This is a genomic window from Paraburkholderia sp. RL17-381-BIF-C (genome assembly GCF_046026435.1).
In the GTDB taxonomy this organism is placed as follows: domain Bacteria; phylum Pseudomonadota; class Gammaproteobacteria; order Burkholderiales; family Burkholderiaceae; genus Paraburkholderia.
Genome location: NZ_JARESX010000039.1, coordinates 1 through 23,254, shown reverse-complemented (window position 1 = coordinate 23,254; position 23,254 = coordinate 1). Strand labels below are relative to the sequence as shown.

Below are 23,254 nucleotides of genomic sequence, written 5' to 3'. Positions count from 1 at the left end.
GTGCCATTCTTCTTCATCGACCGCCCGGTATTCGCTTGGATCGTCGCGCTCGCCATTGTCGTGGCGGGCGCGCTGGCTATTCCGCAACTGCCGGTGGCGCAGTATCCGCGTCTTGCGCCACCGCGCATCGTGATTTCCGCCACCTATCCGGGCGCTTCGACTGAAGTCGTGGACGCGAACGTCGGCAGCATTATCGAGGAGAGTCTCGATGGCGCCGACAATATGCTGTATTACGAAACGACCAGCGACAACCTGGGCGAGCTCGAGATCGACGCGACTTTCGCGCCCGGCACCAATCCCGATCTCGCGCTGGTCGACATTCAGAACCGGCTCAAGCAGGTCGAACCGCGTTTGCCGCAACAGGTCGTGCAGCAGGGCATTACCGTGTTCAAGGCGGCCAACACGTTCCTGATGCTGGTAGCGCTCACCTCGACCGACGGCACGCGCGACTCCGTGCAATTGAGCGACTATCTGAGCCGCTACGTGTTGCGCGAACTGAAGCGCGCGCCGGGAGTGGGCTCGGCTCAACTGTGGGATGCCGACGAAGCGCTGCGTATCTGGCTCGATCCAATGAAGCTGCGTGAATACGGACTCGGCGCCGCCGAAGTGAACGCCGCCATTGCCGCGCAGAACGCGACCGTCACGGCCGGTACGCTCGGCGACGCGCCGTTCGTGTCGGGCCAGCAACTCACAGCCTCGGTGAACGTGAAGGGGCAATTGATCTCGCCCGCGGAATTCGGCCAGATCGTGCTGAAGGCGCGGCCGGACGGCTCGGCCGTGCGCCTGCGCGACGTCGCGCGGGTGGAAGTCGGGCGCGACAATTACTCGTTCTATTCGCGCCTGAACGGCAAGGCCGCGGCGACGGTCGGGATTCAGCTCGGGCCGCGCGGCAACGCACTCGAAACGTCGAACGCGATTCGCGCGCGGCTTGCCGAGTTATCGAAGGGATTGCCTTCGGGCGTCTCCATCGAAATCCCGTTCGACAACGCGCATTTCGTACAGATCGCGATTCATGAGGTGTTGGTCACGCTCGCGGAAGCAGTGGTGCTGGTGTTCTTCGTGATGTGGCTGTTCCTGCGCGATCTACGCTATACGCTGGTGCCCACCGTGGTGATTCCGGTCACGCTAATGGGCGCGTTTCTCGCCATGTACGCCTGCGGTCTGTCGATCAACGTGTTCACCCTGTTCGGCCTCGTGCTCGCCATCGGGATTCTCGTCGACGACGCGATCGTGATGGTGGAGAGCGTACATCGCGTGATGGAAGAAGAGGGCTTGCCGCCACGGGAAGCCACGCGCAAGGCCATGTCGCAGATCGGCGGCGCGATCATAGGCGTGACGGCGGTGTTAACAGCGGTGTTCGTGCCGATGGCGTTTTTTCCCGGCGGCGTCGGCGGCATTTACCGGCAGTTTGCGGTGGCGATGATCGCGTCGATGCTGGTGTCGTCGTTCATGGCCTTGTCGTTGACGCCCGCACTCTGCGCGAACCTGCTGAAGGCGCATACGCAATCGGTGCGTCAACGCGATGCGCGTCGCGGCATTCCGGGTTTGGCCGCGCGCGCGGCGAGCCGCTTCACGGCCGGCTTCGATCGCGCCGCGCATGGCTATCGCGGGCTGACCGCGCGCACGCTGCGCCGTATTGGCCCGATGCTCGCGGTCTACGCGGTGCTGGTGGGTGTGTGCGGCTTGCTCTATTGGCAAATGCCAGGCGGTTTTTTGCCGAGCGAGGACGAAGGCCAGTTGCAGGTGATGGTGCAGTTGCCCGCGGGCGCCACGCAGGCTCGCACGCTGGCCGTGGTCGAGCGCGTGGAAAATATTCTGCACGCCGAGCCCGCCATCGCCAACGTGACGAGTGTGATCGGCTGGAGCTTTTCGGGCAGCGGTCAGAACGTTGCGATGGGCTTTGTCGAACTGAAGGACTGGGGCAAGCGCAATGTCGACGCGCTAGCCTTGCGCGACCGGCTCAACGCAAAGTTCGACCAGATTCTGGATGGCAATGTCGAGGCGCAGTTGCCGCCGTCGGTGCCGGGCGTCGGGCATTCGGACGGTTTCGTGTTTCGACTGGAAGATCGCGGCGGGGTGGGGCTCAACGCGCTGAAGGCCGCGCGCGAGCAACTGTTCACGCAGGCCAAGGCGAGTCCGGTGCTGGCCTCGGTGCACTTTCAGGATCTGCCTGACGCGCCGCGCGTCGAACTCATCGTTGACCGCGCAAAAGCGTATGCGCTCGGCGTGTCGTTCGATCGCATCGCGGACGTGCTCGGCAGCACCTTTGGCTCGACCTACATCGACGATTTCCCGGCGGGTGGCCGCATGCGCCGCGTGATGATCGCCGCCGACGCCGCCGCGCGCATGACCGAAGACGACCTGCTGGCGCTCGCGGTGCCCAACTCGACGGGCGGCATGGTGCCGCTATCGGCTATCGCGACGCGCCAGTGGACGATCGGCCCGGTGATGCTGACACGCTACAACGGTTATCCGTCGCTCGACGTGAGCGGCCATGCGGCGACCGGTTACAGCTCCGGCGCAGCCATGGCGGAGATGGAACGGCTCGCCGCCGCGCTGCCGGTCGGCGTCCAGTACGACTGGGTCGATGCGGCACGCGAGGAAACCTCGGCCGCGAAACTCACGCCGCTGTTGGTCGGCCTCTCGTTGTTAGCGGTATTCATGGCGCTCGCCGCGCTCTATGAAAGCTGGACGATCCCGTTGGCCGTGCTGATGGTGGTGCCGCTCGGCGTGATCGGCGCGGTTGCCGCGGTGCTGTTGCGCGGCCTGCCCAACGACGTGTACTTCAAGGTCGGCATGATCACGGTGATCGGCCTCGCGGCGAAGAACGCGATTCTGATCGTGCAGTTCGCCCGCGATCTGTATCAACGCGGCCTGCCGTTGACGCGTGCGGTGACCGAGGCGGCCGGTGCGCGCTTCCGGCCGATCGTGATGACCTCGGCGGCGTTTCTGCTCGGCGTCGTACCGTTGGTGGTGTCGAGCGGCGCGGGCGCGGAAAGCCGCCGCTCGATCGGCACGGGCGTATTCGGCGGGGTGCTGGCTGCCACAGTGTTCGGGCTGGTGTTCGCGCCGGTCGCGTTTCATGCGGTCGCGTCGCTCACGCATGGCCGGCGCCGGCTTGCGGAGCTGCATCGCAAGCGCGAGGCGCGGCGGGCACGCCGTGCTTCGCTCGAACGCGCGCCACTCGACGAATCGCCGACCGCCTGACGGCGTGCCGCCTGCGCGTTGTCCACCTATGCGTGATCCACCTGCATGATCCACGTGCATGGCCCACCTGCGGCGCCGCGCTCAACCGGCCGGCTGATGCGCCGCCGGAGCGGGGGCAGCGCCGGCCGGCGCCTGCGTATTGCTCGCCGACACGTGCGGTGCGGCAGGCATGCAGTCCGCACGATACTCGGTTTGCAGCCTTTGTTCAGCTTGTTCCAGGTCGCTCGGGTAGTTGTCGTCATCGTCGCTGGGTTGGTAGCCGACCGCTTCGAGTTCGCCGAGCTCGCGCATCAATTGCTTGTGCGTCACTTCGCCTTTCAATTGTTTGAACGGGTAGTCGTTGCATTGCTGCGGTGTGAGATGCGGCGCCGCCATGGCCGATGCGCTGCCGATCAGAAGAAGGGCGCTGAGCAGAGTTTTCGTTGCAAGTTTCATTTCCGATTTATCCACGAGAAGGTTTCATTCGTCCCGCGAGGAGGGGTTGCGGGCTGACATCAGGCTAGTGGAAGCGGCCTACCGGCAAAGCGTCGGGAAAATGAAACTTGTTTTATCGTCGCGTGGTTTTCCGGACTTTCACGGCCTCGCGGTGAACTTAAATTTTTCTTCATGAAGCGGATATCCATCCGCTAACCCCGCTCGCGTAGCCTGCATGCAGGCATTTGGGCGATGCACCGGCATCCGTCGACCGCTCTCCCGTGCTCAGAACGCGCAAGCCGAATATGGCATCATGTCCTTCTCCTGATAACCTGTCGCGCCGGCCGCTTGCATCGTTTGAGCTGGCTGCGGCGCATGCAATGATCATGTCGCGAGTATTGACGATCGAAGACGATGAAATTACCGCGAATGAAATTGTCGGTGAACTGAAAAGCCGTGGCTTCACCGTGGACTGGGTGGCCAACGGCCGGGACGGCATGGCCCGCGCGATTAGCGAAGACTACGACGTGATCACGCTCGATCGCATGCTGCCCGGCGTGGATGGTCTGACGATACTGACCACCATGCGCAGCATCGGCATCCAGACGCCGGTGCTGATGTTAAGCGCGCTCGGCGACGTGGACGAGCGGGTGCGCGGGTTGCGCGCCGGCGGCGACGATTATCTGACCAAGCCTTTCGACCCCGAAGAGATGACCGCGCGGCTCGAAGTGTTGCTGCGCCGCAGTCAGACTTCGACTGCTCAACTCGAAACTCAATTGAGAGTCGGGCCGCTCGAACTCGACCTGATTTCGCGCAAGGTGCAGCGCGACGGCGAGGAAATCGCCCTGTTGCCCACCGAATACCGCGTGCTCGAATTCATGATGCGCCATGCGGGGCAGACCATCACGCGCACCATGTTGTTCGAAGCGGTATGGGGCTATCACTTCGATCCGGGCACCAATCTGATCGACGTGCACATGGGGCGCCTGCGCAAGAAAATCGACCCGCCCGGCGTGACGCCGATGATCCAGACCGTGCGGGGCTCGGGCTATATCCTCGCATGAGCACATTTTGATGGACACTTCCTTCCCGGCTCAGTCCGCGCTCGGGCGGCGCTGGCACTCCACCACCTTTCGCCTGCTTTCCGTCTACGCAGTCATCTTTTCGTTTTCCGTGATGCTGTTGCTGGGCTTCATCGGCTGGGCCGTGACCGGCGACATGGAGCGCGAGACCGATGTGGTGATGGATTGGCAACTGATCTACTTCGATTCGCTGCCTGATTCGGACCTTGCGGATGCGATTCACCGGCGCATCGAACATGAGCGCATGCACACCAATTACTACGGTCTGTTTGCCGCTGACGGCCGTCTGCTGGCCGGCGACGTGCTCGCGTATCCGGCCGCGTTGCCCACTAACCGGAGCGGCAAAACGCTCGATCTGACGCTTGCGCTGGGGCGCAACGATCAGGCGCCGGTGGTGCGCGCCATGGCCGAGCGGCGTAAGGACGGCTCGACGCTCGTGATCGCGCGCGACCTCACGCACATTCTGCGGATTCGCGAGACCATCATCAATGCGCTGGTGGGCGGCGGCGTATTCTGTCTGCTCGCCGGCGTGGCCGGCGGCCTCGCGATGAGCGTGCGGCAGATGCGCCGGCTGAAAGCGATCCGGCGCGTCACGCAGCGCATCGCGCAGGGTGATCTCGCGCAGCGTCTGCCGATCGGCGGACGTGACGAAGTGGATATGCTTGCGCATCTGGTGAATCATATGCTTGCCGAAGTCGAGCGTCTGATGAACGAAGTGAAGGGTGCGTGCGACGGCATCGCGCATGATCTGCGCACGCCGCTCGCGCATGTGCGAACCCTCCTTGCGCACGCGGCGGAGCGCACGGAAACGCTCGACGATGCCGCGCTCGCGAAACTGGTGGATCGCGCGCGCACTGAAACGGACGCGCTGCTCGACCGGTTTCGCGCCATGCTGCGCATCTCCGAGATCGGCACATTGCAGCGGCGCGGCGGGTTTGGCGAGTTGCAACTCGAGACGCTGATCACCGAGGTCGGCGAACTTTACGAGCCGCTTGCCGAGAGTCGTTCGATCCGGCTTTCTGTCCATGTCCAGCCGGTGGATTCGATTTACGGCGACCGCGCGTTGCTCTTTGAAGCATTGAGCAATCTGGTGGACAACGCCATCAAGTTCACGCCCGAGGGCGGCGTGGTGCGTATGGAACTGCGGCAGACGGCAGCCGGGCCGCAGGTGGATATCGTCGACAACGGTCCAGGCATTGCCGCCGGCGAGCGCGATGCGGTGCTGCAGCGTTTCTATCGCGGCGAGAGCACGCGGCATCTGGCCGGCTCCGGACTGGGGCTGAGCATCGTCTCCGCCGTGATGCGGGTGCACGACTTCACCATGAAGATCGGTAATGCGCAACCAGGCACCCGGATATCCATCGAATGCTGGTCGAGCACGTTGGCGTGAGTCCTGTTTCTTTTTCTCGTTCCTGAAGGGTAGTGAATGCGTGTTCTCTTCGTGGGTCCTGCTCATCCAGAAGCTGCGTGGCTTTTCAAGGCGCTTCAGGAGAGCGCGCACAGTTTGCAGCGTGCCGATGATCTGCGCGATGGGGTCTTTCTCGCGACTCAGGAACCCTTCGACACGATCGTTTTGATGGTGCTGGAAGTTGGTTTTTATCCCACCTTGCTGCAGTTCATTGGGGAGTTCGCCGCGGCGCGCAGTGGCGCGGCGATCGTCGCCGTGCTGGGAGCGGCTACCGCCCAGGATCGCACCAAGGTCTTGCGCGCCGGCGCGGATGCCTGTTTCTGTCAACCTTATTCATTCATTGAAATGCATGAGCGGTTGCAGGCTTTGCAGCGTATTGGCGTGGCACGGGTGGCGTTTGGCGGTTCTGGTCCCACTTCGTTTTCTCCGGTTCTGAATGCTGCCGATGAACCTTCTCTCGACGCGGCTACGCGGGAGCTTGTTTTTGGGGGGCGGAGGGTCGCTGTTACTCGTAGGGAGTTTCTGCTGCTCGAGTGTCTGATCAGGCAGGTGAATGCGCCCGTGGCACGGGATCAGCTTATTCGGTATGCCTGGCCGGAGAAGGAGGATGTCGATCCTTCGAGTGTCAATCTTGTCGTTTCCCGATTGAGGAGAAAACTTTTGGGTGATTTGCCCGAGGTCAGGATTGAGACGGTCAGTCGGTTTGGGTATCAGGTTTCGGTTTGATGCCGGTGACAGGTTGTTCTCTTTTTCACTCATTCCTTCCGTTTTCTCCGATCCGCCATTACGGCCTGAGTCAATGATCTGTTCATGAAAATCCAACGCATTAATTGAAAGTCTGTCTTGCAGGCGTGGTGCTTTCTGATCCCGATATATTCGTGGCGTGGTCGCATACATCGTAGTGTGATCGCTTTTGTCAGGCATCCTCAATTAAATGAAAGGTGATTCATGAATCAGAAGATGAAGCTGGTGCGTCTGGTCGGGGCACTGTTTTGCGTCGGCATCGCATCCTCCGCGCATGCGCAGAGCAGCGTTTCTCTCTACGGAATTCTCGATACGGGTATCGACTTTGCCAGCAACGTCAATGGCAACCGTCTCTACCAAATGGCCAGTGGTGTCAGCGCCGGCAGCCGTTGGGGGCTCAGAGGCAAGGAGGATCTCGGGGGTGGCATGTCCGCCATTTTCGATCTTGAAAGTGGTTTCAATTCGACCAATGGCAGCCTCGGCAGCGGACTCGCTTTCTCGCGTAATGCCTACGTGGGAATCGCCAGTCAGACGGCCGGCACTATCACCCTCGGGCGGCAGTGGGATCCGATCGTCGATCTGATCGAACCGTTCTCGCTCAACGATAGCTATGGCGGCTGGTATTTCTCCCACCCCAACGACATGGATAACCTCGATAACGGCTTCGCGATCAGCAACGCCGTGAAGTACACGAGTCCCACTATCGGCGGCTTCACCGGCGAAGCGCTCTATTCGTTCGGCGGTCAGGCGGGGCAGTTCTCGAATAATGCGGCTTATAGCGCGGCGGCCTCGTACACGAACGGGCCGTTCTCCATTGGCGCGGGCTATCTGCGCGTGAACGATCCCGAGGAGTCGATCCAGAGTTATCAGAACGGCTCGGGATTTACCAATGCGGTGTATGGCAACTATCTGGCCAATGCGCGCAGTCAGGGCATCTTTGCCGCGGGTGCTTCGTATCAACTCGGCAAGTTCAAGGTAATGGGCAACTTCACCAACGTCGATTTTCAGCAGGGCGACGCGGGTCAGGATGTCAAATTCCAGAACTACGAATTCGCCGGCACTTTCGCGGCGACCAGTCAGCTCAATCTCGCAGCGGGCTATACCTACACGGATGGCAGGAATCACGCGACCGGACAGGAGCCGAAGTATCAGCAGCTCAATCTGAGCGCGGAATACGAGTTGTCCAAACGCACCGCCGTGTATGCATTGGCCGCCCTGCAAAAGGCGAGCGGCGGCGCAGTGGCGCAAATTGCCGGCTTCGATCCGTCGTCTGACGGCAAGCAGGTGGTCGGCCGGGTTGGGGTGCGGCACTCGTTCTAGGGCTGAAGCTGTTGGCAGAAAGAGCGCGCTAGCCGTAAGGTTAGCGCGCTCTTTTTTCTAGGAACCAAAATAGATGTTGCAAAAACTGGGTGGCCCGACGCAGTTGTCGGCAGTGCTAGAAGGTGCCGTCGCGCAACCGGATAACAGCAGGCCGGCGGCAACTACGGCAGCGGCGAAACGGGCGGATCGTTTAATCGCAGTGCGAAAATTCATCGATATCGTTGGCGAGAAATTTGATCGTGCACTACAGGTATCTCAGTGCGCGTAAATCGTCGAATTCAGATACGCGAGTTGTCCGTCTTTCTCCGCGTGCACCAGTTCCCGGTAGACCTGAGCACGCGTCTTTTCACCGGTGGGCTGGCCATAAGGTGGAACCCACGAGCCGGCGGCGTTGACCGCCGCGGTGCTATTCGCGGCCACTTGCATAGAGGGCGCGGCGGACTGCTGGTTTGCCGCAGTAGTCGATTGAGCGAAGGCTGAAGCCGTTGCGGTGGCACCGATGAAAGCGATGGCGAGTGTCAGGGTTTTCATGTCGTAATCCTCACAAATCAGATTGGGTGAGACCGATGCGCGAACCTGGATGCGCTCGCGCATCGGTTGATGAGAAGGATAGACAACCGGGTTTAGCGGATCGGCGGTGTGTGCATGAAAAGATATTTATCCGTTGAAGCGTCTGTTAGCCGATGAATGGGTTGCCCGCAGTACGCATGTCATGAAGATAAAAAACGTTTCATTGAGCGACCGGTTTTGATCACGGGTGTGTCATTGCGGCTATCTACATTGCGGCTACCCGCACGGTGTGCGGGGTCGGTCTGGCGATGCGCGGACCGGCGCCTTCTCTTACCCGGAATCAGACATGAACAAAGCACTGGCAACCACTCTCGTCGCGCTGGCCGGCACCTTCTGCGCGGCAGCGCACGCGCAAAGCAGCGTGACACTCTACGGCACGCTCGATACGGGGCTCGACTACATCAGCAACCAGAAGGCGGGCACCGGCGGAAAAAGCAACTGGATGATGGAAAGCGGCAACGTAAGTACCGATCGTTGGGGGCTGCGCGGTAACGAGGATCTGGGCGGCGGACTGAGCGCAATCTTCGATCTCGAGAACGGTTTCAATATCGACAGTGGCAAGTTCTCCAACGGCGGGGATGAATTCGGCCGGCAGGCGTGGGTCGGTATCGCGAGTACGCAGTGGGGTAGCGTGACAATGGGCCGGCAATACGACTTTCTGGTGGATTTCGTCGCACCGCTGTCCGCGACTGGTTCGGGTTTCGGCGGCAACATTGCAGATCACCCATTCGATAACGACAACCTCAACAACGATCTGCGCATGAACAATTCGGTGAAGTTGCGCAGCGCAACCTATGACGGCGTTACGTTGGGCGGCGCCTACGCGTTCAGTAACGCGGCGGGCGGCTTCAGCGACAACAACGCCTATAGCCTTGGTGCGCAATGGGCGGGCGGCCCGTTCAATCTGGCGGTCGCCTATCTGCAGGCCAACCAGCCGGGCGGTGTCAATCAGCCCAATAATACGGGCGGCGCGCTGAGCAGCAGCGACGGCGATGCGACCTTGACCGGCGCACGTCAACGCATTCTGGGGGCGGCGGGGCGGTACACGTTCGGCGCGGCGACGGTCGGCCTCGTCTTCACGCGCACAATGCTCGACGACCCGCACCAGATCACGCAAGGCGGTGCCTATTCCACGCTCAACGGCGATCTGCTGACTTTCAATAATTACGAACTGAACGCGCGCTATGCAGTCACCCCAGCGTTTATGCTCGGTGGTTCTTATACATTGACCGATGGGCATTTCAGTGACGCCGGCAAGAGTGTCTCTCCGAGATGGAATCAGTTCATGCTGCAGGCGGACTACGCGCTGTCGCGCCGCACCGATCTGTATCTGGAGGGCGTGTATCAACGCGTCTCGGGTGCGGACGGCATCGCAGTGCTATCCAATGCCTCGATTTATTCACTGGCGGCTTCTTCGAATGATCGCCAGGCCGTGGTCGCGGTCGGAATGCGGCACAGGTTCTGAGCGTAGCGAGGGGATCACCACCTCGACAGAAACGCAAGATTCGCCGGTAACGAGCCGGCGACTTCTTCATGCGCTGTTGCTCGCGTCAACTCGTGGCGTCGGCAACGCTTACCCTGGCAGCCTGCACTCGCGCTTGCGTTGCCCCATTGTCATGCGGGCTTTTGGCGCCCTCGGTCGACCAGCCGCCGCCCAATGCTTCGATCAGCCGCACGGAAGCCTGCAAACGCCGCGTATCGAGGTTCAGCGCGGCGATCTGCGTGTTGAGTTCGGTGGTCTGCGCGGTCACCACGTCCAGATAGCTGACGACACCGTCCCGATAGCGCGACATTGAAAGCGTCAAGGTGCGTTGCGCTGCGATGAGCGCCGCGTTCTGTTGCGTGGCTTCGTCGCCGAGATGGTGCAGTTGCGCGAGGCTGTCTTCGACTTGCTGGAAAGCGAGCAGCACGGCGGCCTTGTACTTCGCGCCATTCTCCGCGAGCCTGGCGCGAGCCTGCTCGGTCATCGCGGCCCGGCGGCCACCGTCGAACAGCGTGAACACGAGGCTCGGCCCGACCGACCAGATTTCGTTTGGCGCCATGAGCCAGGGCGAGAGCGTGTCGCTCTGATAGCCGCCGTCGAGGCCGAGCGAAATATCCGGGAAAAACGCGGCTTTGGCGACGCCGATCTGCGCGTTCGCCTGGGCAACGCGTCGTTCGGCCGCGGCGATGTCGGGCCGCCGTTGCAGAAGCGCCGCCGGCACGCCAGTCGGAATGGACGGCAGGTAAGCCGAACCGGCCGCGGCGCCGAGCGTGAAGTTCGGTGCGGGTGCGCCGGTCAGGCTCGCGATGGCGTGTTCGTAGAGCGCGCGCCGCGCGGCGATGTCGTCGGCGGAAGCGCGCGCCGTGTCGAGTTGTGTCTGCGCGCGCGACACGTCGAGGTCCGACGCGATGCCGCCGGCGTGCCGGCTTAGCGTGAGCTTGAGAGCACGCTGATAAGTGTCGATCGTATCGCCGAGCAGTTGCTGTTGGGCGTCGAGTCCTCGCAAGTTGAAATAGGCACTCGCGAGGTTCGCCTGCAGGCTGAGGCGCACAGATTCAAGATCGGCCTCGCTGGCTTGCATCGCTGCGCGTCCGGCGGCAACTTCATTGCGAATCTTTCCCCACAGGTCGAGGTCGTAGGCGATGCCGACATCGACGGTATTGGCGCCGTACGCCGAAGGTTGTCCCGCGCCACGCAGCGGCCGGTTATCCGACTGGCGCTGACGTTCCACGGACGCTTCGGCGCCGATCGTCGGGAACAAACCCGACCGGGCTTGCGCGAGGTAGGCCGTGGCTGCGTCGTGGCGTGCCATGGCCGCAGCCACGTCCGGATTGGCGGCCGCCACCTGTTCTTCGAGGCGGTCGAGCACGGGGTCGCGGTACACGCTCCACCATGCATTGCGCGGCACCCGGTCGGCGGGGCGAGCGAGTTGCCAGGGGCCGCTTTCCTTGAACGTGGCCGGGATGCTGGTCGCCGGCGTGTGATAGGTCGGCGCAAACGAGCAGCCGCTCAGCATCGCCGCGGCCGCCAGTGCCATGCATAGACGGCGTTTATCCATGGGTGCTCTCCGTCGCGCGCCGGCCCGCCAGGGCAGTGTCGCTCGTGCCGCTTGCGGTGCTCTGCAGGCGCACTTCATCGCCCGACGCGATGGAGTCGGGCGGATTGTCGATCACGCGATCAGTGGCATTCAAACCCGATGCGATCTCCACATGCGTGCCGAGATCGGTCGCGATCGATACGGGTTTGAGTAGGGCGCGATTGTCCTTGCCGACCACGGCGACCTGCAAACCGTTCTGCCGGAAGATCAACGAACTCGCCGGAATCGACAACGCGTGCGCATTGGCCGGCAAGGCGAAGTGCACCTCGGTGTACTCGCCGGGGATCAAGACGCCGTCGTGATTGTCGACCGCGAGCTGGACGAGCAGGGTGCCCGAAGAGGGCGTGATGGCGTCGTCCGTGTCGACGAGCTTCGCATCGAAGTTCACGCCCGGACGCTCAGGAACGGTCAGCGTGGCGTTCATGCCGGGCTGGATGGCGGCCGCTTCATCTTGCGGCACACTCACGTAGACACGCAACCGGCGCGCGTCGGACACCGAGAACAGCTCGGGCCCATTGCCGCCGCCCGCATTGATGAGCGCGCCGATGTCTGTCGTGCGGGCGGTGACGATTCCGTCGAACGGCGCCGTAATACGCTTGAAGGATTCGAGCGCTTCGAGGCGCCGCACGTTGGCCTCGTTGGCGGCGACGGTCGCCTGTTTGGCGACGAGATCGCTGGTCTTTTCATCCGCTTCCTGCTGCGAGACGGAGTCCTGCTGCAACATCTGCGTCCAGCGGCGCGCGGTGGACGCCGCGAGTTTTTCGTTGGCCACCGAGTTCTGCAAGTCGGCACGCGCCTGCTGCAATTGCTGATCGAGATCGGGTGTATCGATGTCGGCAAGCAACTGACCGGCTCTGACATGCGTGCCGATGTCCGCGTACCACGCATGCAGATAGCCCGACACGCGCGCATAGATCGGCGCGTTGACGAAGGCGGACAGGCGGCCTGGCAGCACCAGCGTCGGCGCGGCGAGATCGTGCTTCGGGGTATAGGCCACCACGGTGGGCACGGCTTGCTGGGCCGACCAGGTGGTCAGTTCCTGCTTCGCATGCACGCGGCTGGCAATGCCGCTTGCCACGACGCCCGCCGCTGCCAGCAGCGCGACGATACCGGCGAGTTTCAGGTGACGCAGCCGTTTCGGCGAATTGATCTCGATCTCAGTGGACATGATGCACTCCGGGTTCGGAAGAAGAGGGGGCTGGAGAGGGGCGGTGAACCGCGGCGTCGCGCCGGTGCACGATGCTGAAAACGACGGGTACGAACAGCAGCGTGGCGAACGTTGCGCAAAGCAGCCCGCCGATCACGGCGCGGCCGAGCGGCGCGTTCTGTTCGCCGCCATCGCCGAGACCGAGCGCCATGGGCGCCATGCCGATGATCATCGCCAGCGCGGTCATCAGGACCGGGCGAAAACGCGTGAAGCCCGCTTCCATGGCCGCGACGAGGGCATTGCCGTTAATGGCCAGCCGCTCACGCGCGAAGCTCACGACCAGAATGCTGTTGGCGGTCGCCACGCCCATGCAGAGAATCGCGCCGGTCAACGCAGGCACCGAGAGCGGCGTGTGCGTGGCGAACAACATCCACACAATGCCGGCCAGAGCCGCCGGCAATGCGGTGACGATCACGAACGCGTCGCTCCATGAATGGAAGTTCACGACGATCAGCAGATAGATCAGCACGATCGCGCCGACCAGACCGAGCGACAGACCGAGGAACGCGCTATTCATCGTCTGGACCTGGCCGCGCAGCGTGACGATGGAACCCTTGGGCACGTCGTTCGCGGTGGAGCGCAGAATGTGCTGGATCTTCGCCGCCACGGCGCCGAGATCCTGACCTTGCGTTGTCGCGAACACGTCGTAGAGCGGTTCGATGTCGTAGTGCGAGACCACCGCATTGCCCACGCCGCGTGTAATCGTCGCAATGCCGCCGAGAATCTGCGCCTGGCCGCTCTTGCTCGTGACGGGCAGATTGTTCAGATTCGACAGAGACGTCATGCGATATTGCGGCGTCTGCGCGACGATCGGGTATGACACACCGTTCTTCGGATTGAGCCAGTACGTCGGCGATACCTGACTCGTGCCGGACAGGCTCGCCACCACGGAGTTGGTGACATCCTGTTCGGTAATGCCGAGCTGATCGGCGCGCGAACGATCCACGGAGACGGTGAATTGCGGATATGTCGACGCCTGTTGCATACGGGTATCGGCAATGCCGGGAATCATGCGCATGCGGCGCAGCACTTCGCTTGCGTACTGGTGATTGCCGGCCTGGTTCGGGCCCGCAACCTGCAGATCGATTGGCGCGGGTGCGCCGAAATTCAGAATCTGGCTGACGATATCGGCCGGCAGAAACGCAAACGTCGTGCCCGGGAACTGGCGTGGCGAGGTTTCACGCAACGCGCGCACGAAGTCCGCGGTGGGGCGATGATTTTCGTTCAGCGAAATCAGAATGTCGCCGTCTTGCGGGCCGATCGTGCCGCTATTGTTATAGGTCAGGTTGATGCCGCTGTTCGGCAAGCCGATGTTGTCGATGATGCTGCGCAACTGGTCTGGTGGAATGGCGCGGCGCACCGCGTTTTCGATCAGATCGAATTGCGCCGCGGTATCTTCGATCCGCGTGCCGACCGGCGCCCGCACGTGAATGGCGATTTCGCCGGAGTCGATGTCCGGGAAGAAATTGCGGCCGAGCCACGGCGCGAGCAGGAACGACGCTCCGACCACGATCAGAAAGCCCGTCACGAAGCGCTTGCGATGGGTGAGCGCGAGGCCGAGCACGATCCGATAAACGCCGCGCACGCGTTCGAAGCGATGTTCGAAGCCGCGCTGGAAGCGCACCAGCGGATTTCGCGAGGGCGCCGCGTGGGCATCGCCGCCATGCGGGGCCATCGTCGCGGCCAGTTCGCCGGAAGCGTGGCCGCCCGACGCATGCGCGCGCAGCAGGTATTGCGCCATCATCGGCACGAAGGTGCGCGAAAGGATGAAGGACGCGATCATGGCGAAGATCACGGCCTCGGCCATCGGCACGAACAGGAAGCGCGCAATGCCATCGAGCAGCAGCATCGGCACGAACACGATGCAGATGCACAGCAGCGACACGAACGCGGGCGCGACGATCTGCGCGGCGCCGTCGAGAATCGCGCTCTTGACGTCCTTGCCTTGCTCCAGATGCCAATTGATGTTTTCGATCGTAACGGTGGCATCGTCGACCAGAATGCCGACGGCCAATGCAAGGCCGCCCAGCGTCATGACATTGAGCGTCTCGCCCATTGCCGCGAGTCCGGCAATCGCCGCCAGCACGGCAAGCGGGATCGATGCCGCGATGATCAGCGTGGAGCGCCAACTGCCGAGAAACAGCAGGATCATCAGCGAGGTGAGCGCGGCGGCGATCACGCCCTCGCGCGCCACACCGCTCACGGCGCCTTTCACGAAGGTCGATTGATCGCCCATCGTGACGAGTTTGAGTCCCGCTGGCAACGTGGCTTCGATACGCGGCAGTTGTGCCTTCACGCCGGAGATGATGTCCAGCGTGGAAGCGGAACCGTTCTTGAGGATGCTCATCAGGACCGCGCGGTGTCCGTCCACGCGCACCACGTTGCCTTGTGGCGGATAGCCGTCGCGCACGTGCGCCACGTCGCGGATATAGATCGTGGCGCCGTCCACCGTCTTGATCGGCAGCGCGTTCAGTTCGTCGAGCGCGAGCGGACTGTTGTTCAGTTTGATGTTGTATTCGAAGCGGCCGATCTTCTCGGTGCCCGCCGGAATGATCTGATTCTGCTGCGCGAGTGCGGTGGCAACGTCGTTTGCCGAAAGTTTCTTCGCCTGCAAGGCCTGCGGATCCAGATCGATCTGCACTTCACGCGTCTTGCCGCCGTACGGCGTCGGAATCGCCACGCCCGGTACGCTCAGCAATTGCGGGCGAATAAAATTGGTCGCGTAGTCGGCGAGTTTCTGTTCGTCGAGCGTATTGCTGGTCAGCGCCAGTTGCAGCACCGGCACGGTGGAAGCGTTGTAGTTCAGGATCTGTGGCGGCGTGGTGCCGGGCGGCATTTGCTTGAGCACGGTCTGCGAGACGGAAGTCACCTGCGCGGTGGCGGTGCGGATATCCACGGTCGGCTGGAAGAAGATCTTCACGATGCCGTAGCCCCGAAACGACTGCGACTCGATATGGGCGATGTCGTTGACGGTGGTGCCGAGCGTGCGTTCGTAATAGGTGACGATGCGCCCGGACATGTCGTCCGGTTGCAGGCCGGCATAATTCCACACCACGCTGATCACGGGAATGCGGATGTCGGGAAAGATATCTGTCGGCGTGCGCAACGCGGCAAGCGGGCCGATCAACAGGATCAGCATCGCGAGCACGATGAACGTGTAGGGCCGGGTCAACGCTAACCGGACTATTTTCAACATCGAAGGCTGCTCCGTTCAGAGGCGCGATTGAATCTGCGCGGGAGTGTGGCAAGAGGACTCGCGCCGTTGGCGCGCTCCGGTAACGGCATTCTGGGGAGCGAGGCCTAACAGGCGCGGGCTAAACAGATGAAACTAGTTTTAGGAAGCGCCGTTTGACCAGCGAGTGCCTCGATAGGCCTGCGCAAACGGCATTAGCGCTGCATGCAGCGCTAATGCCTGTCTGTGAAAACGGGAATGTGTCGGTCAGCCGAACAGATAACCTGAGCCGCGAATCGTGCGAATCAACGGACGCTCGCCGGGCATTTCGACTTTCTTGCGCAAACGCCCCACGTGCACGTCGATCAGGTTGGTGCCCGGGTCGAAGCGGCAACCCCATACGGCTTCGAAAATCATCGTGCGGGTGAGCACCTGGCCGGTGTGGCGCATCATGAATTCGAGTACACGGAATTCAGTGGGTTGCAGATCGAGTTCGCGCTGGCGGTGGGTGACTTTGCGGCGTACCAGGTCCAACTCCAGCGCGCCGTTGCGCAGCATGGTTTCAGCTTTCGCATGACGTGGGCGCCGCCGCAACAGCACCTCGACGCGCGCGAACATTTCCTCGGGCGAGAAGGGCTTGGTCAGATAGTCGTCGCCGCCGGCTCGCAGGCCCTGTATGCGCTGATCGACATCGGACATCGCGCTCATCACCAGCACGGGCGTTTCCATGCCCACGCCGCGCATGGTCGCGACGATCGTCAAGCCGTCGAGATCGGGCAGCATGCGATCGAGCGTCACGACGTCGTAGTCGCCTGCCATTGCTTTGGCCATGCCTTCCCGGCCCGTGCGCGCCACATCGACGGAAAAGCCGCTCGCGCTGAGCGTGCGAACGATGTCGTGAGCGATCAATTCGTCGTCTTCAATCGTCAATATTCTCGGCATGATGCGCGGACCCGATTCAGGCGACCGCGCGCAAGGCGACCGGGCGGTCCGGCGCGCGATACTGGCCGACCGCGAAGTCGATGAAGGTGCGCACGCGCATCGAAAGGTAATTCCGGCCGGAGTAGAGAATCGACACGTGGCGCGAGCCGCCGTTGATCTCGAACTGTTCGAGCACCGGAATCAACGCGCCGCGCGCGAGATCGTCCGCGATGATCGGCATGGGCAGCAACGCGATGCCCATGTGGTTGAGCGCAGCCGCACGCACCATCGCGCTGCTGGTGGCGGTGAGCGCACTGCCGGTGCTGACGCGATAGATGCCGTCGGCATCCGCGAACTCCCAGGCTCGCGACGAACCGTCGGACACGGTCAGCAGACCGTGCCGGTTCAGCGCCGCGGGATCGCGAGGCGTGCCGTTGCGTGCGAGATAGGTGGGCGAGGCGACGGTGACTTCGTCGACGCTGGTGAGTGTGCGGCTGACCAGGCTGGAATTGGCGAGGCGCCGGTCGTCGGAGAAGCACACATCGAAGCCGCCCTCCACGAGATCGATGTGCGTATCGAACGTGGTCACGTCGAAGTCCACGCGTGGATGCAGCGCGCGGTAAGCGGCGAGTAGCGCGCCCAGCCCCGTGGTGGCGAAGGTCATTGGCGTGGCGATCCGTAATGTGCCTTGGGGGTCGCGCGTGGTTTCAAGCAGACTGGATTCCATTTCGTCGAGCTTTTCGATGATCGCGCGGCAACCGTCCAGATATTCGCGCCCCACGTCCGTCAGCGAAAGACTGCGCGTGGTGCGGTTCAGCAAGCGCATGTTCAGATGCGCTTCCAGGGTGCCGACGCTGCGCGTGACCGCCGCCGCGGACATACCTAACTGTCTCGCCGCGAGATTGAAGCTGGCGAGATCGACTACCCGAATGAAGACACGCATCGCTTGTAGCTGGTTCATATTGGAACGGTAGAGAAGGGCGATGGACGCATCATCGGCGATGGTGGATAAATCCGCGCTGCTAGGTGCATTAAGTCTTTTTTAATTTCGTGCAATGTTCATGAACTGCGTGCGCGGACTGCTTCCGGTTCCGGAAATAAAGATCAGCAAAACTAAGCAAGGAGAAAGCGCGCGGACGAGGCCGCGCTTATGGAAGAGGCTTGAATGAAAGTGACGGCAGCCGGGGTGCGTCCGAAGTGGGGGGCTGCATGGCGCGGTGCGCGCGTGATCTGAAACGCAGTGCTGCGCGACGCGCAACAAACCCCCGCGCGCGGATGCTTCAGTTGAGCATGCCGTGGGTTGCCAGCGAGTCTTCCAGGTGGCGCGTGAGCGCGTGATGCAATTTGGCGAGGTTTTCGGCTGGCAGCGCGAAACCGGCCCAGCCGAGACCGGAATGACGCAGGAACAGCACTGCGCCGTCGTGCAGCGGATGCTTTTCGGTGTGCCAGCACGGGTCGATCTCGATCACATACTGGTGGGTGCGCAACGGCTCCGTGGGCACTTCCGGGCGCATGGCGGCGCGCAAGACGCCGAGGTGTTCGATCACCGCGTCCAGATCGGCCGCCTCGAGCAGTACGACGCCGCCTTCGACGGCGATGCGAACCGCGTTCTGACCATATTCGTTGACTCTTTCAATGCTCATGGGGCGCGACATGTCCTGGCTCCTTGTGCAACTATCACGGTGCAGGAATTATGTCGCGGCCATGCCGGGGAAATCCTTAAAGTGTGCGATCCGTGGATGAAACTTTGTTTAAGGAACGTGCGCACCGCACCGGCCCTGCGTCCGCCAGAGTTCCGACCGCCGCGCGCTGCAAATATCGATTAAGTCATACTTTTAACCGACCCGATGTTTCAATATAGAAACATTTTTAGTCGTTCGGGAAATGCGCTGAAAAACCTTAAATCGAAGTTGAACGGATAAATAACGACCGGTTGCATCGAGGTGGCCGTTAAATTCCCGATTTGCGAATGAAGGTGCTATGGAACGGTCATTATCTGCGAGGTTTGGATTTCAGGTTTGAAACACTTTTGAATGTGGCTGCGACATACGTAAGTCACAAAACAGCTTGCTTGACAGGGGCATGAGCGATACGCCACGATGACCGAAAAGGTCGTCTGGTAGCCACTTCCGGCGCTGGAGCCAAAGTTCAGTGCCGCAGCGATTGGCAGCGGATCCGATACGACCAGCGTGCCTCATATCAAACAGGCGATAACTGTTTTCTTCATACATTCCGTTTTTCGATAGTATTTGTTTTTCAAATTTACTATAGCGAGGGGTTCGGCTAACATCACGCTTAATCCGTTAAGTGGCGTTGTCCGAAATCTTCCTCGTCATAATCATTCCGTTCATATCGGCCGCTAACGGGATCGGGGTCCACAATGTACGACAGCCTGGGGAAATATCATGCCGCACATGCACCTTGATACTGCGAGGATCACCTGGCTGCATACGCCGACACTGAGCGCGCGTAATGCGACGCGGCGAATCGGCGTGTTGCTTTTCGACGGCTTCTGGCTTTTGGGGCCGGGCACGGTGGTGGAGATGTTCCAGACCGCCAATGAACTCACCGCTTCACGCGCTGGCGAAGAACAGCCTTACGAAGTGCAATTCCTTTCAATGGACGGCGGCAGCGTCGCCAGCTCCTCTTCGGCGCGCATCTGGACTGACCGGATCGACGCGCGTTTCGGCAGCGGCTTCGACGTACTGTTTATCGCCGGTGGCTACGGTGCGCATGTGGCGGCGCGCGACGAGCGCGTGCTTGGCTGGCTGCGCGCGGTGCAATCGCGCACTCGCGCGATCGAAACGATCGGTGAAGGTCGGCTCGTTCTGGAAGCGGCCTGCCCGTCGGATCACGACGGACCGCAGGTGAACCGCTATCTGAACAGCGTGACCAACGACTCCGCACTGAGCGCATCGAATGATCGGCATGACTGTGCGCGCAGCGCGCTCATGTTCATCAAGCGTGACCTTGGCGCCGAACTCGCCCGCAGCGTCGCCGACCGTGTGATGCCCGGCATGGCCGCCACCTGGGTGCCGTTGCCGGCTGAAGGTGGCACGCTCAGCGTGGCCGAAAAAATCCGTGCCGCGGCGCGGTGGATGGAGGCGAATTGCGACCGTCCGGTTTCGGTGGCGGACGCCGCGCAGGTGGCGGCGATGAGCGAGCGCAATTTCCTGCGGCGTTTCAAGCACGAAATGCAGGTCACCCCGTCGGACTATCTGTTGCAGATACGCCTGCGCATTGCCTGCAACTTCCTGACCGAGACCGAATTACCGGTCGACAAGATCGCGCGCCGCAGTGGTACGGGTAATGGCGATCGTCTGGCGAAAATCTTCCGCAAGCGCATGGCGTTATCTCCAACGGAATATCGCGCCCGCAGCCGCGTCGTGACGCAGGCGTAGTGTTGGTGAATGCGGCTGCGCCATTAGCCGCGCGCCTTATGCGAATTGGACGCGGCCGTCATGACGGCCGCGTTTTCGCCGGTCTAGCTTCTTACGAGTACAGCGGCAATGGGCAACAAGGTGATCGCGACGGCATTGCCGGAGGTCAAGCTCATCGAGCCCGAGGTGTTTTGCGACGAATTCGGCTTCTGCTTCGAGAGCTTTAGCGAGGACGAGTTTAACTGTGACGTCTCGCAAGCTTTCCAGTTTGTGCAGGACCGGCATTCGAGCGCGGTGCATGGCGTATTGCGCGGGCTGCACTATCAGGTGCAGCGTCCTCAAGGGCGGCTCATGCGGGTCGTCGTGGGCGAAGTGTTCGGCGTCGCCGTGGACGTACGGCTCAATTCGCCGAATTTCGGCAAGTGGTGTGGGGCGCATCTGAGCGCGGCCAACCACCGCCAGATCTGGGTGCCGCCGGGCTTTGCGCACGGTTTCGTGGTGCTGTCCGACGTCGCCGAGTGTTTGTGGAAGACCACGGAATACTGGTTTCCCGAACTGGAGCGCTGCATCCTGTGGCGCGATCCCGACATTGGCATTGAGTGGCCAATCGATTTCGAGCCGATCCTCGGCGCGAAGGATGCCGCGGGCCGGCGTCTCTACGAAGCTGAAAACATCGCCTGAGCGGAGCGCGGAGTGCAGCCGCGCGTGCCGCTGTCCTGCGCTTCCGATCAGCGGCTTGCGACCACCGCGCCGACACTTGCAGTGACCACCAGCAGCGAACCCGCGATCTGCAATACCCCCATCGCCTGATTCAGCACGACGAAGCCCGCCAACGCGCCGATTGCCGGCTCGACACTCATCAGGATCCCGAATGAACCGGCCGGCATGTGCCGCAATGCCACCATTTCGAGCGCGTACGGCAGCAGCGGGACCAGTAGCGCGAGGCCCGCCGTCGCCGCGACCTGAGCGCCCGCGACGTGCAGCCCGCTTTGCGCGAGTCCGAACGGCGTGGCCACGAGCGCGGCGGCGATCAGCGACACCGACAGTCCTTCGAGTCCCGCGAACAGGGTGCCGGTCTTTTTCATCAACACGATATAGCTGCCCCAGCCGAGCGCCGCGGCGCACGCGAGCAGCACGCCGAGCGGTTCGCCGATCCACCCGGCGCGATCGCGCGAAAGCAGTATCACACCGGCAATCGCCAGCGCGGGCCAAAGCAATGCTCGCGCGCGGCGCACCGCGAAGGTCGCCACTGCGAGCGGCCCGAGAAAGTCGATCGCGACGGCAAGCCCTAGCGGAATGCGCTGGAGCGCCGTGAAGAAGCACAACGTCATGCCGGCCATCGCCGCGCCGAGCGCGCCGGCGGCCATCCAGTGCGAACGCGAGTAGCTTCTGAAGCGCGGGCGCACCAGCAGCGCGAGCACCAGCGCCGCCCAGCACAGGCGCAGCCACGTGGTGCTGAGCGAACCGTATGCGGCCATCGTCGGTGCGGAGAGGGCGGCGCCGAATTGCACGCTCGACATCGACAGCACGCACAGCAACGCCGCCCCGGCGGCGGCGCGGGCCGGCTTCACGTTGTTCTGCGAGGAATTCAGCGGGGATTGAATAGTCGTGTCCTGCATGGTCGTCGGTGTGCCGCTCGATGGAATCTGTTGACCCTATCTTATCGGTGCGTGCGGTATTAAGATAAGTTGATATTTCTTATGCCGACTTCAAGAACTTTTATGACCCGAGATCTCGACAGCAGCCTGCTGCGCGCCTTTGTCACCGTGGCGGAGACGGGCGCGGTGGGTGTGGCGGCGGCGCGGCTCGCGCGTACCCAGGCGGCGGTGAGCATGCAGTTGCGCCGGCTCGAAGAAGAACTGGGGCAGCGTTTGCTCGACCGCTCGCCGCGCGGCGTGCAACTCACCGAAGCCGGGCATCTGTTGCTGCCCTATGCTCACACGATCCTCGGTGCGGGTGCCGACGCGCGCCGCGCGTTGGGCGCCGGGCAAGTGTCCGGCACCGTGCGGCTCGGTATGCTGGAGGACATTGCGGTCGGCCGTTTGCCGCGGGCATTGCGGCGTTTTTCGATCGCATACCCGCAAGTGGCGCTGGAAATCGTGGTCGACAGCAGTGCGGCATTGTCGAACCGGCTCGCGGACGGCAGCCTCGACGTGGTGGTCGGCGATCCCGCGCTGGTCGACGCCGCGCCGCTTCTTACGTGGACGCAGCCCCTCTTCTGGGTCGGCGCGCGCGGCTTTGGCCGCGACGCGCGGGCGCCGTTGCCGGTGGTGGCATTCGGCGACGCGTGTCTGTGGCAGCAGCAGGTGCTGACGGCGCTACGGCGCGCGGGGATCGCGTGGCGCATCGTGTGCACGAGCACCAGCCTGCCGGCCGTGCAATCCGCCGTCGAAGCCGGGCTTGGCGTATCGGTGCTGCTCGACGGCAACATCCGTTCGGAATCGATGCGCGTGCTGGGCCAGGCTGAGGGTTTGCCCGATGCGCCCACGGCGGACTTCGGGCTCTTCATGCGGGAGGTTTCCGGCGCGCAGGCGGCGGCCGTGCAGACTTTGCAAACGTTCCTCTGCGAGGAATTGCATCTCGGCTTGCGCGAAGGCGAGCCGCAGCTTGCGTCGGCTGTGGGCTAGTGCCGCATCCGGTGCTCCCATGTGAGTTTTTACGACATTTTTTCTTGAGACGCACCCACTCGAAATCTACACTTCGGGCATCCTGATACCGCGAGGTGCTCAACGTGAAGCGACGTGCAACG

Annotated in this window: 18 protein-coding genes; 9 read left to right on the top strand and 9 right to left on the bottom strand. The window is 62.4% G+C overall.

Annotated features, from left to right (window positions below):
* Positions 1-3,207, top strand: coding sequence for a multidrug efflux RND transporter permease subunit (locus P0D70_RS22795; RefSeq protein ID WP_408186134.1), 3,207 nt, complete (start codon positions 1-3; stop codon positions 3,205-3,207).
* An 81-nt stretch (positions 3,208-3,288) separates the two neighbouring features.
* On the opposite strand, the gene P0D70_RS22790 is transcribed toward P0D70_RS22795, so the two are convergent.
* Positions 3,289-3,642 (bottom strand): DUF4148 domain-containing protein, encoded by a 354-nt coding sequence (locus P0D70_RS22790; RefSeq protein ID WP_408186133.1) that lies wholly within the window; start codon positions 3,640-3,642, stop codon positions 3,289-3,291.
* Positions 3,643-4,007: 365 nt separating this feature from the next.
* Between P0D70_RS22790 and P0D70_RS22785 the strand changes: the two genes are divergently transcribed.
* The 4 genes from P0D70_RS22785 (at position 4,008) to P0D70_RS22770 (ending at position 8,175) form a co-directional block, all read left to right on the top strand.
* Positions 4,008-4,685, top strand: coding sequence for a response regulator transcription factor (locus P0D70_RS22785; protein ID WP_091800641.1), 678 nt, complete (start codon positions 4,008-4,010; stop codon positions 4,683-4,685).
* Positions 4,686-4,695: 10 nt separating this feature from the next.
* Positions 4,696-6,093, top strand: a complete 1,398-nt coding sequence (locus tag P0D70_RS22780) for a HAMP domain-containing sensor histidine kinase (protein ID WP_408186132.1) — start codon at positions 4,696-4,698, stop codon at positions 6,091-6,093.
* Positions 6,094-6,129: 36 nt separating this feature from the next.
* Entirely contained in the window at positions 6,130-6,837 is a 708-nt protein-coding gene (locus tag P0D70_RS22775) for a response regulator transcription factor (RefSeq protein WP_091795291.1), read from the top strand.
* Positions 6,838-7,059: 222 nt separating this feature from the next.
* Positions 7,060-8,175, top strand: a complete 1,116-nt coding sequence (locus P0D70_RS22770) for a porin (RefSeq protein WP_408186131.1) — start codon at positions 7,060-7,062, stop codon at positions 8,173-8,175.
* Between the two features lie 255 nt (positions 8,176-8,430).
* Here the strand turns inward: P0D70_RS22770 and P0D70_RS22765 are convergent, their stop codons facing one another.
* Positions 8,431-8,706 carry a DUF4148 domain-containing protein gene (locus P0D70_RS22765; protein WP_408186130.1) on the bottom strand — a complete coding sequence of 92 codons (276 nt, stop codon included), beginning with the start codon at positions 8,704-8,706 and terminating at the stop codon, positions 8,431-8,433.
* Between the two features lie 325 nt (positions 8,707-9,031).
* Between P0D70_RS22765 and P0D70_RS22760 the strand changes: the two genes are divergently transcribed.
* On the top strand, positions 9,032-10,210 hold the full coding sequence (locus P0D70_RS22760) for a porin (protein ID WP_408186129.1): 1,179 nt from the start codon (positions 9,032-9,034) through the stop codon (positions 10,208-10,210).
* A gap of 85 nt (positions 10,211-10,295) precedes the next feature.
* Here the strand turns inward: P0D70_RS22760 and P0D70_RS22755 are convergent, their stop codons facing one another.
* The 6 genes from P0D70_RS22755 to P0D70_RS22730 form a co-directional block, all read right to left on the bottom strand.
* Positions 10,296-11,786 carry an efflux transporter outer membrane subunit gene (locus P0D70_RS22755; RefSeq protein ID WP_408186128.1) on the bottom strand — a complete coding sequence of 497 codons (1,491 nt, stop codon included), beginning with the start codon at positions 11,784-11,786 and terminating at the stop codon, positions 10,296-10,298.
* Complete coding sequence (locus P0D70_RS22750; RefSeq protein WP_408186127.1) at positions 11,779-12,993, bottom strand: efflux RND transporter periplasmic adaptor subunit; 1,215 nt, start codon at positions 12,991-12,993, stop codon at positions 11,779-11,781. The genes P0D70_RS22755 and P0D70_RS22750 overlap by 8 nt, the downstream gene beginning before the upstream one ends.
* Positions 12,983-16,228: an efflux RND transporter permease subunit gene (locus P0D70_RS22745; protein WP_408186126.1), complete on the bottom strand. Its 3,246-nt coding sequence runs from the start codon at positions 16,226-16,228 to the stop codon at positions 12,983-12,985. Before P0D70_RS22745 ends, P0D70_RS22750 begins: the two co-directional genes overlap by 11 nt.
* Positions 16,229-16,471: 243 nt before the next feature.
* The gene (locus P0D70_RS22740; RefSeq protein ID WP_091795272.1) at positions 16,472-17,146 is read right to left on the bottom strand and encodes a response regulator transcription factor; all 675 of its coding nucleotides are present in this window, start codon (positions 17,144-17,146) and stop codon (positions 16,472-16,474) included.
* Between the two features lie 16 nt (positions 17,147-17,162).
* On the bottom strand, positions 17,163-18,086 hold the full coding sequence (locus tag P0D70_RS22735; RefSeq protein ID WP_408186125.1) for a LysR family transcriptional regulator: 924 nt from the start codon (positions 18,084-18,086) through the stop codon (positions 17,163-17,165).
* A gap of 319 nt (positions 18,087-18,405) precedes the next feature.
* Positions 18,406-18,780, bottom strand: a complete 375-nt coding sequence (locus P0D70_RS22730; protein WP_408186124.1) for a hypothetical protein — start codon at positions 18,778-18,780, stop codon at positions 18,406-18,408.
* Positions 18,781-19,530: 750 nt separating this feature from the next.
* On the opposite strand from P0D70_RS22730, the gene P0D70_RS22725 reads away from it, so the two are divergent.
* Together P0D70_RS22725 and rfbC are read left to right on the top strand one after the other, a co-directional pair.
* Positions 19,531-20,526 carry a GlxA family transcriptional regulator gene (locus P0D70_RS22725; RefSeq protein WP_091795262.1) on the top strand — a complete coding sequence of 332 codons (996 nt, stop codon included), beginning with the start codon at positions 19,531-19,533 and terminating at the stop codon, positions 20,524-20,526.
* A gap of 108 nt (positions 20,527-20,634) precedes the next feature.
* Complete coding sequence (gene rfbC, locus P0D70_RS22720; protein ID WP_091795259.1) at positions 20,635-21,186, top strand: dTDP-4-dehydrorhamnose 3,5-epimerase; 552 nt, start codon at positions 20,635-20,637, stop codon at positions 21,184-21,186.
* A 47-nt stretch (positions 21,187-21,233) separates the two neighbouring features.
* Here rfbC and P0D70_RS22715 read toward each other — a convergent pair whose 3' ends face one another.
* Positions 21,234-22,124, bottom strand: coding sequence for an EamA family transporter (locus tag P0D70_RS22715; protein ID WP_408186123.1), 891 nt, complete (start codon positions 22,122-22,124; stop codon positions 21,234-21,236).
* 102 nt (positions 22,125-22,226) lie between these two features.
* Here P0D70_RS22715 and P0D70_RS22710 point away from each other — a divergent pair, with 102 nt between their 5' ends.
* Positions 22,227-23,132 (top strand): LysR substrate-binding domain-containing protein, encoded by a 906-nt coding sequence (locus P0D70_RS22710; protein ID WP_408186122.1) that lies wholly within the window; start codon positions 22,227-22,229, stop codon positions 23,130-23,132.
* The last annotated feature ends 122 nt before the right edge of the window (positions 23,133-23,254 follow it).

What these genes read in the sequence shown, in the direction of transcription:
- P0D70_RS22790 (WP_408186133.1), bottom strand. Translation starts at nt 3,642, where the DNA reads ATGAAACTTGCAACGAAAACTCTGCTCAGCGCCCTTCTTCTGATCGGC.
- P0D70_RS22785 (WP_091800641.1), top strand. Translation starts at nt 4,008, where the DNA reads ATGTCGCGAGTATTGACGATCGAAGACGATGAAATTACCGCGAATGAA.
- P0D70_RS22780 (WP_408186132.1), top strand. Translation starts at nt 4,696, where the DNA reads ATGGACACTTCCTTCCCGGCTCAGTCCGCGCTCGGGCGGCGCTGGCAC.
- P0D70_RS22775 (WP_091795291.1), top strand. Translation starts at nt 6,130, where the DNA reads ATGCGTGTTCTCTTCGTGGGTCCTGCTCATCCAGAAGCTGCGTGGCTT.
- P0D70_RS22770 (WP_408186131.1), top strand. Translation starts at nt 7,060, where the DNA reads ATGAATCAGAAGATGAAGCTGGTGCGTCTGGTCGGGGCACTGTTTTGC.
- P0D70_RS22765 (WP_408186130.1), bottom strand. Translation starts at nt 8,706, where the DNA reads ATGAAAACCCTGACACTCGCCATCGCTTTCATCGGTGCCACCGCAACG.
- P0D70_RS22760 (WP_408186129.1), top strand. Translation starts at nt 9,032, where the DNA reads ATGAACAAAGCACTGGCAACCACTCTCGTCGCGCTGGCCGGCACCTTC.
- P0D70_RS22755 (WP_408186128.1), bottom strand. Translation starts at nt 11,786, where the DNA reads ATGGATAAACGCCGTCTATGCATGGCACTGGCGGCCGCGGCGATGCTG.
- P0D70_RS22750 (WP_408186127.1), bottom strand. Translation starts at nt 12,993, where the DNA reads ATGTCCACTGAGATCGAGATCAATTCGCCGAAACGGCTGCGTCACCTG.
- P0D70_RS22745 (WP_408186126.1), bottom strand. Translation starts at nt 16,228, where the DNA reads ATGTTGAAAATAGTCCGGTTAGCGTTGACCCGGCCCTACACGTTCATC.
- P0D70_RS22740 (WP_091795272.1), bottom strand. Translation starts at nt 17,146, where the DNA reads ATGCCGAGAATATTGACGATTGAAGACGACGAATTGATCGCTCACGAC.
- P0D70_RS22735 (WP_408186125.1), bottom strand. Translation starts at nt 18,086, where the DNA reads ATGAACCAGCTACAAGCGATGCGTGTCTTCATTCGGGTAGTCGATCTC.
- P0D70_RS22730 (WP_408186124.1), bottom strand. Translation starts at nt 18,780, where the DNA reads ATGTCGCGCCCCATGAGCATTGAAAGAGTCAACGAATATGGTCAGAAC.
- P0D70_RS22725 (WP_091795262.1), top strand. Translation starts at nt 19,531, where the DNA reads ATGCCGCACATGCACCTTGATACTGCGAGGATCACCTGGCTGCATACG.
- rfbC (WP_091795259.1), top strand. Translation starts at nt 20,635, where the DNA reads ATGGGCAACAAGGTGATCGCGACGGCATTGCCGGAGGTCAAGCTCATC.
- P0D70_RS22715 (WP_408186123.1), bottom strand. Translation starts at nt 22,124, where the DNA reads ATGCAGGACACGACTATTCAATCCCCGCTGAATTCCTCGCAGAACAAC.
- P0D70_RS22710 (WP_408186122.1), top strand. Translation starts at nt 22,227, where the DNA reads ATGACCCGAGATCTCGACAGCAGCCTGCTGCGCGCCTTTGTCACCGTG.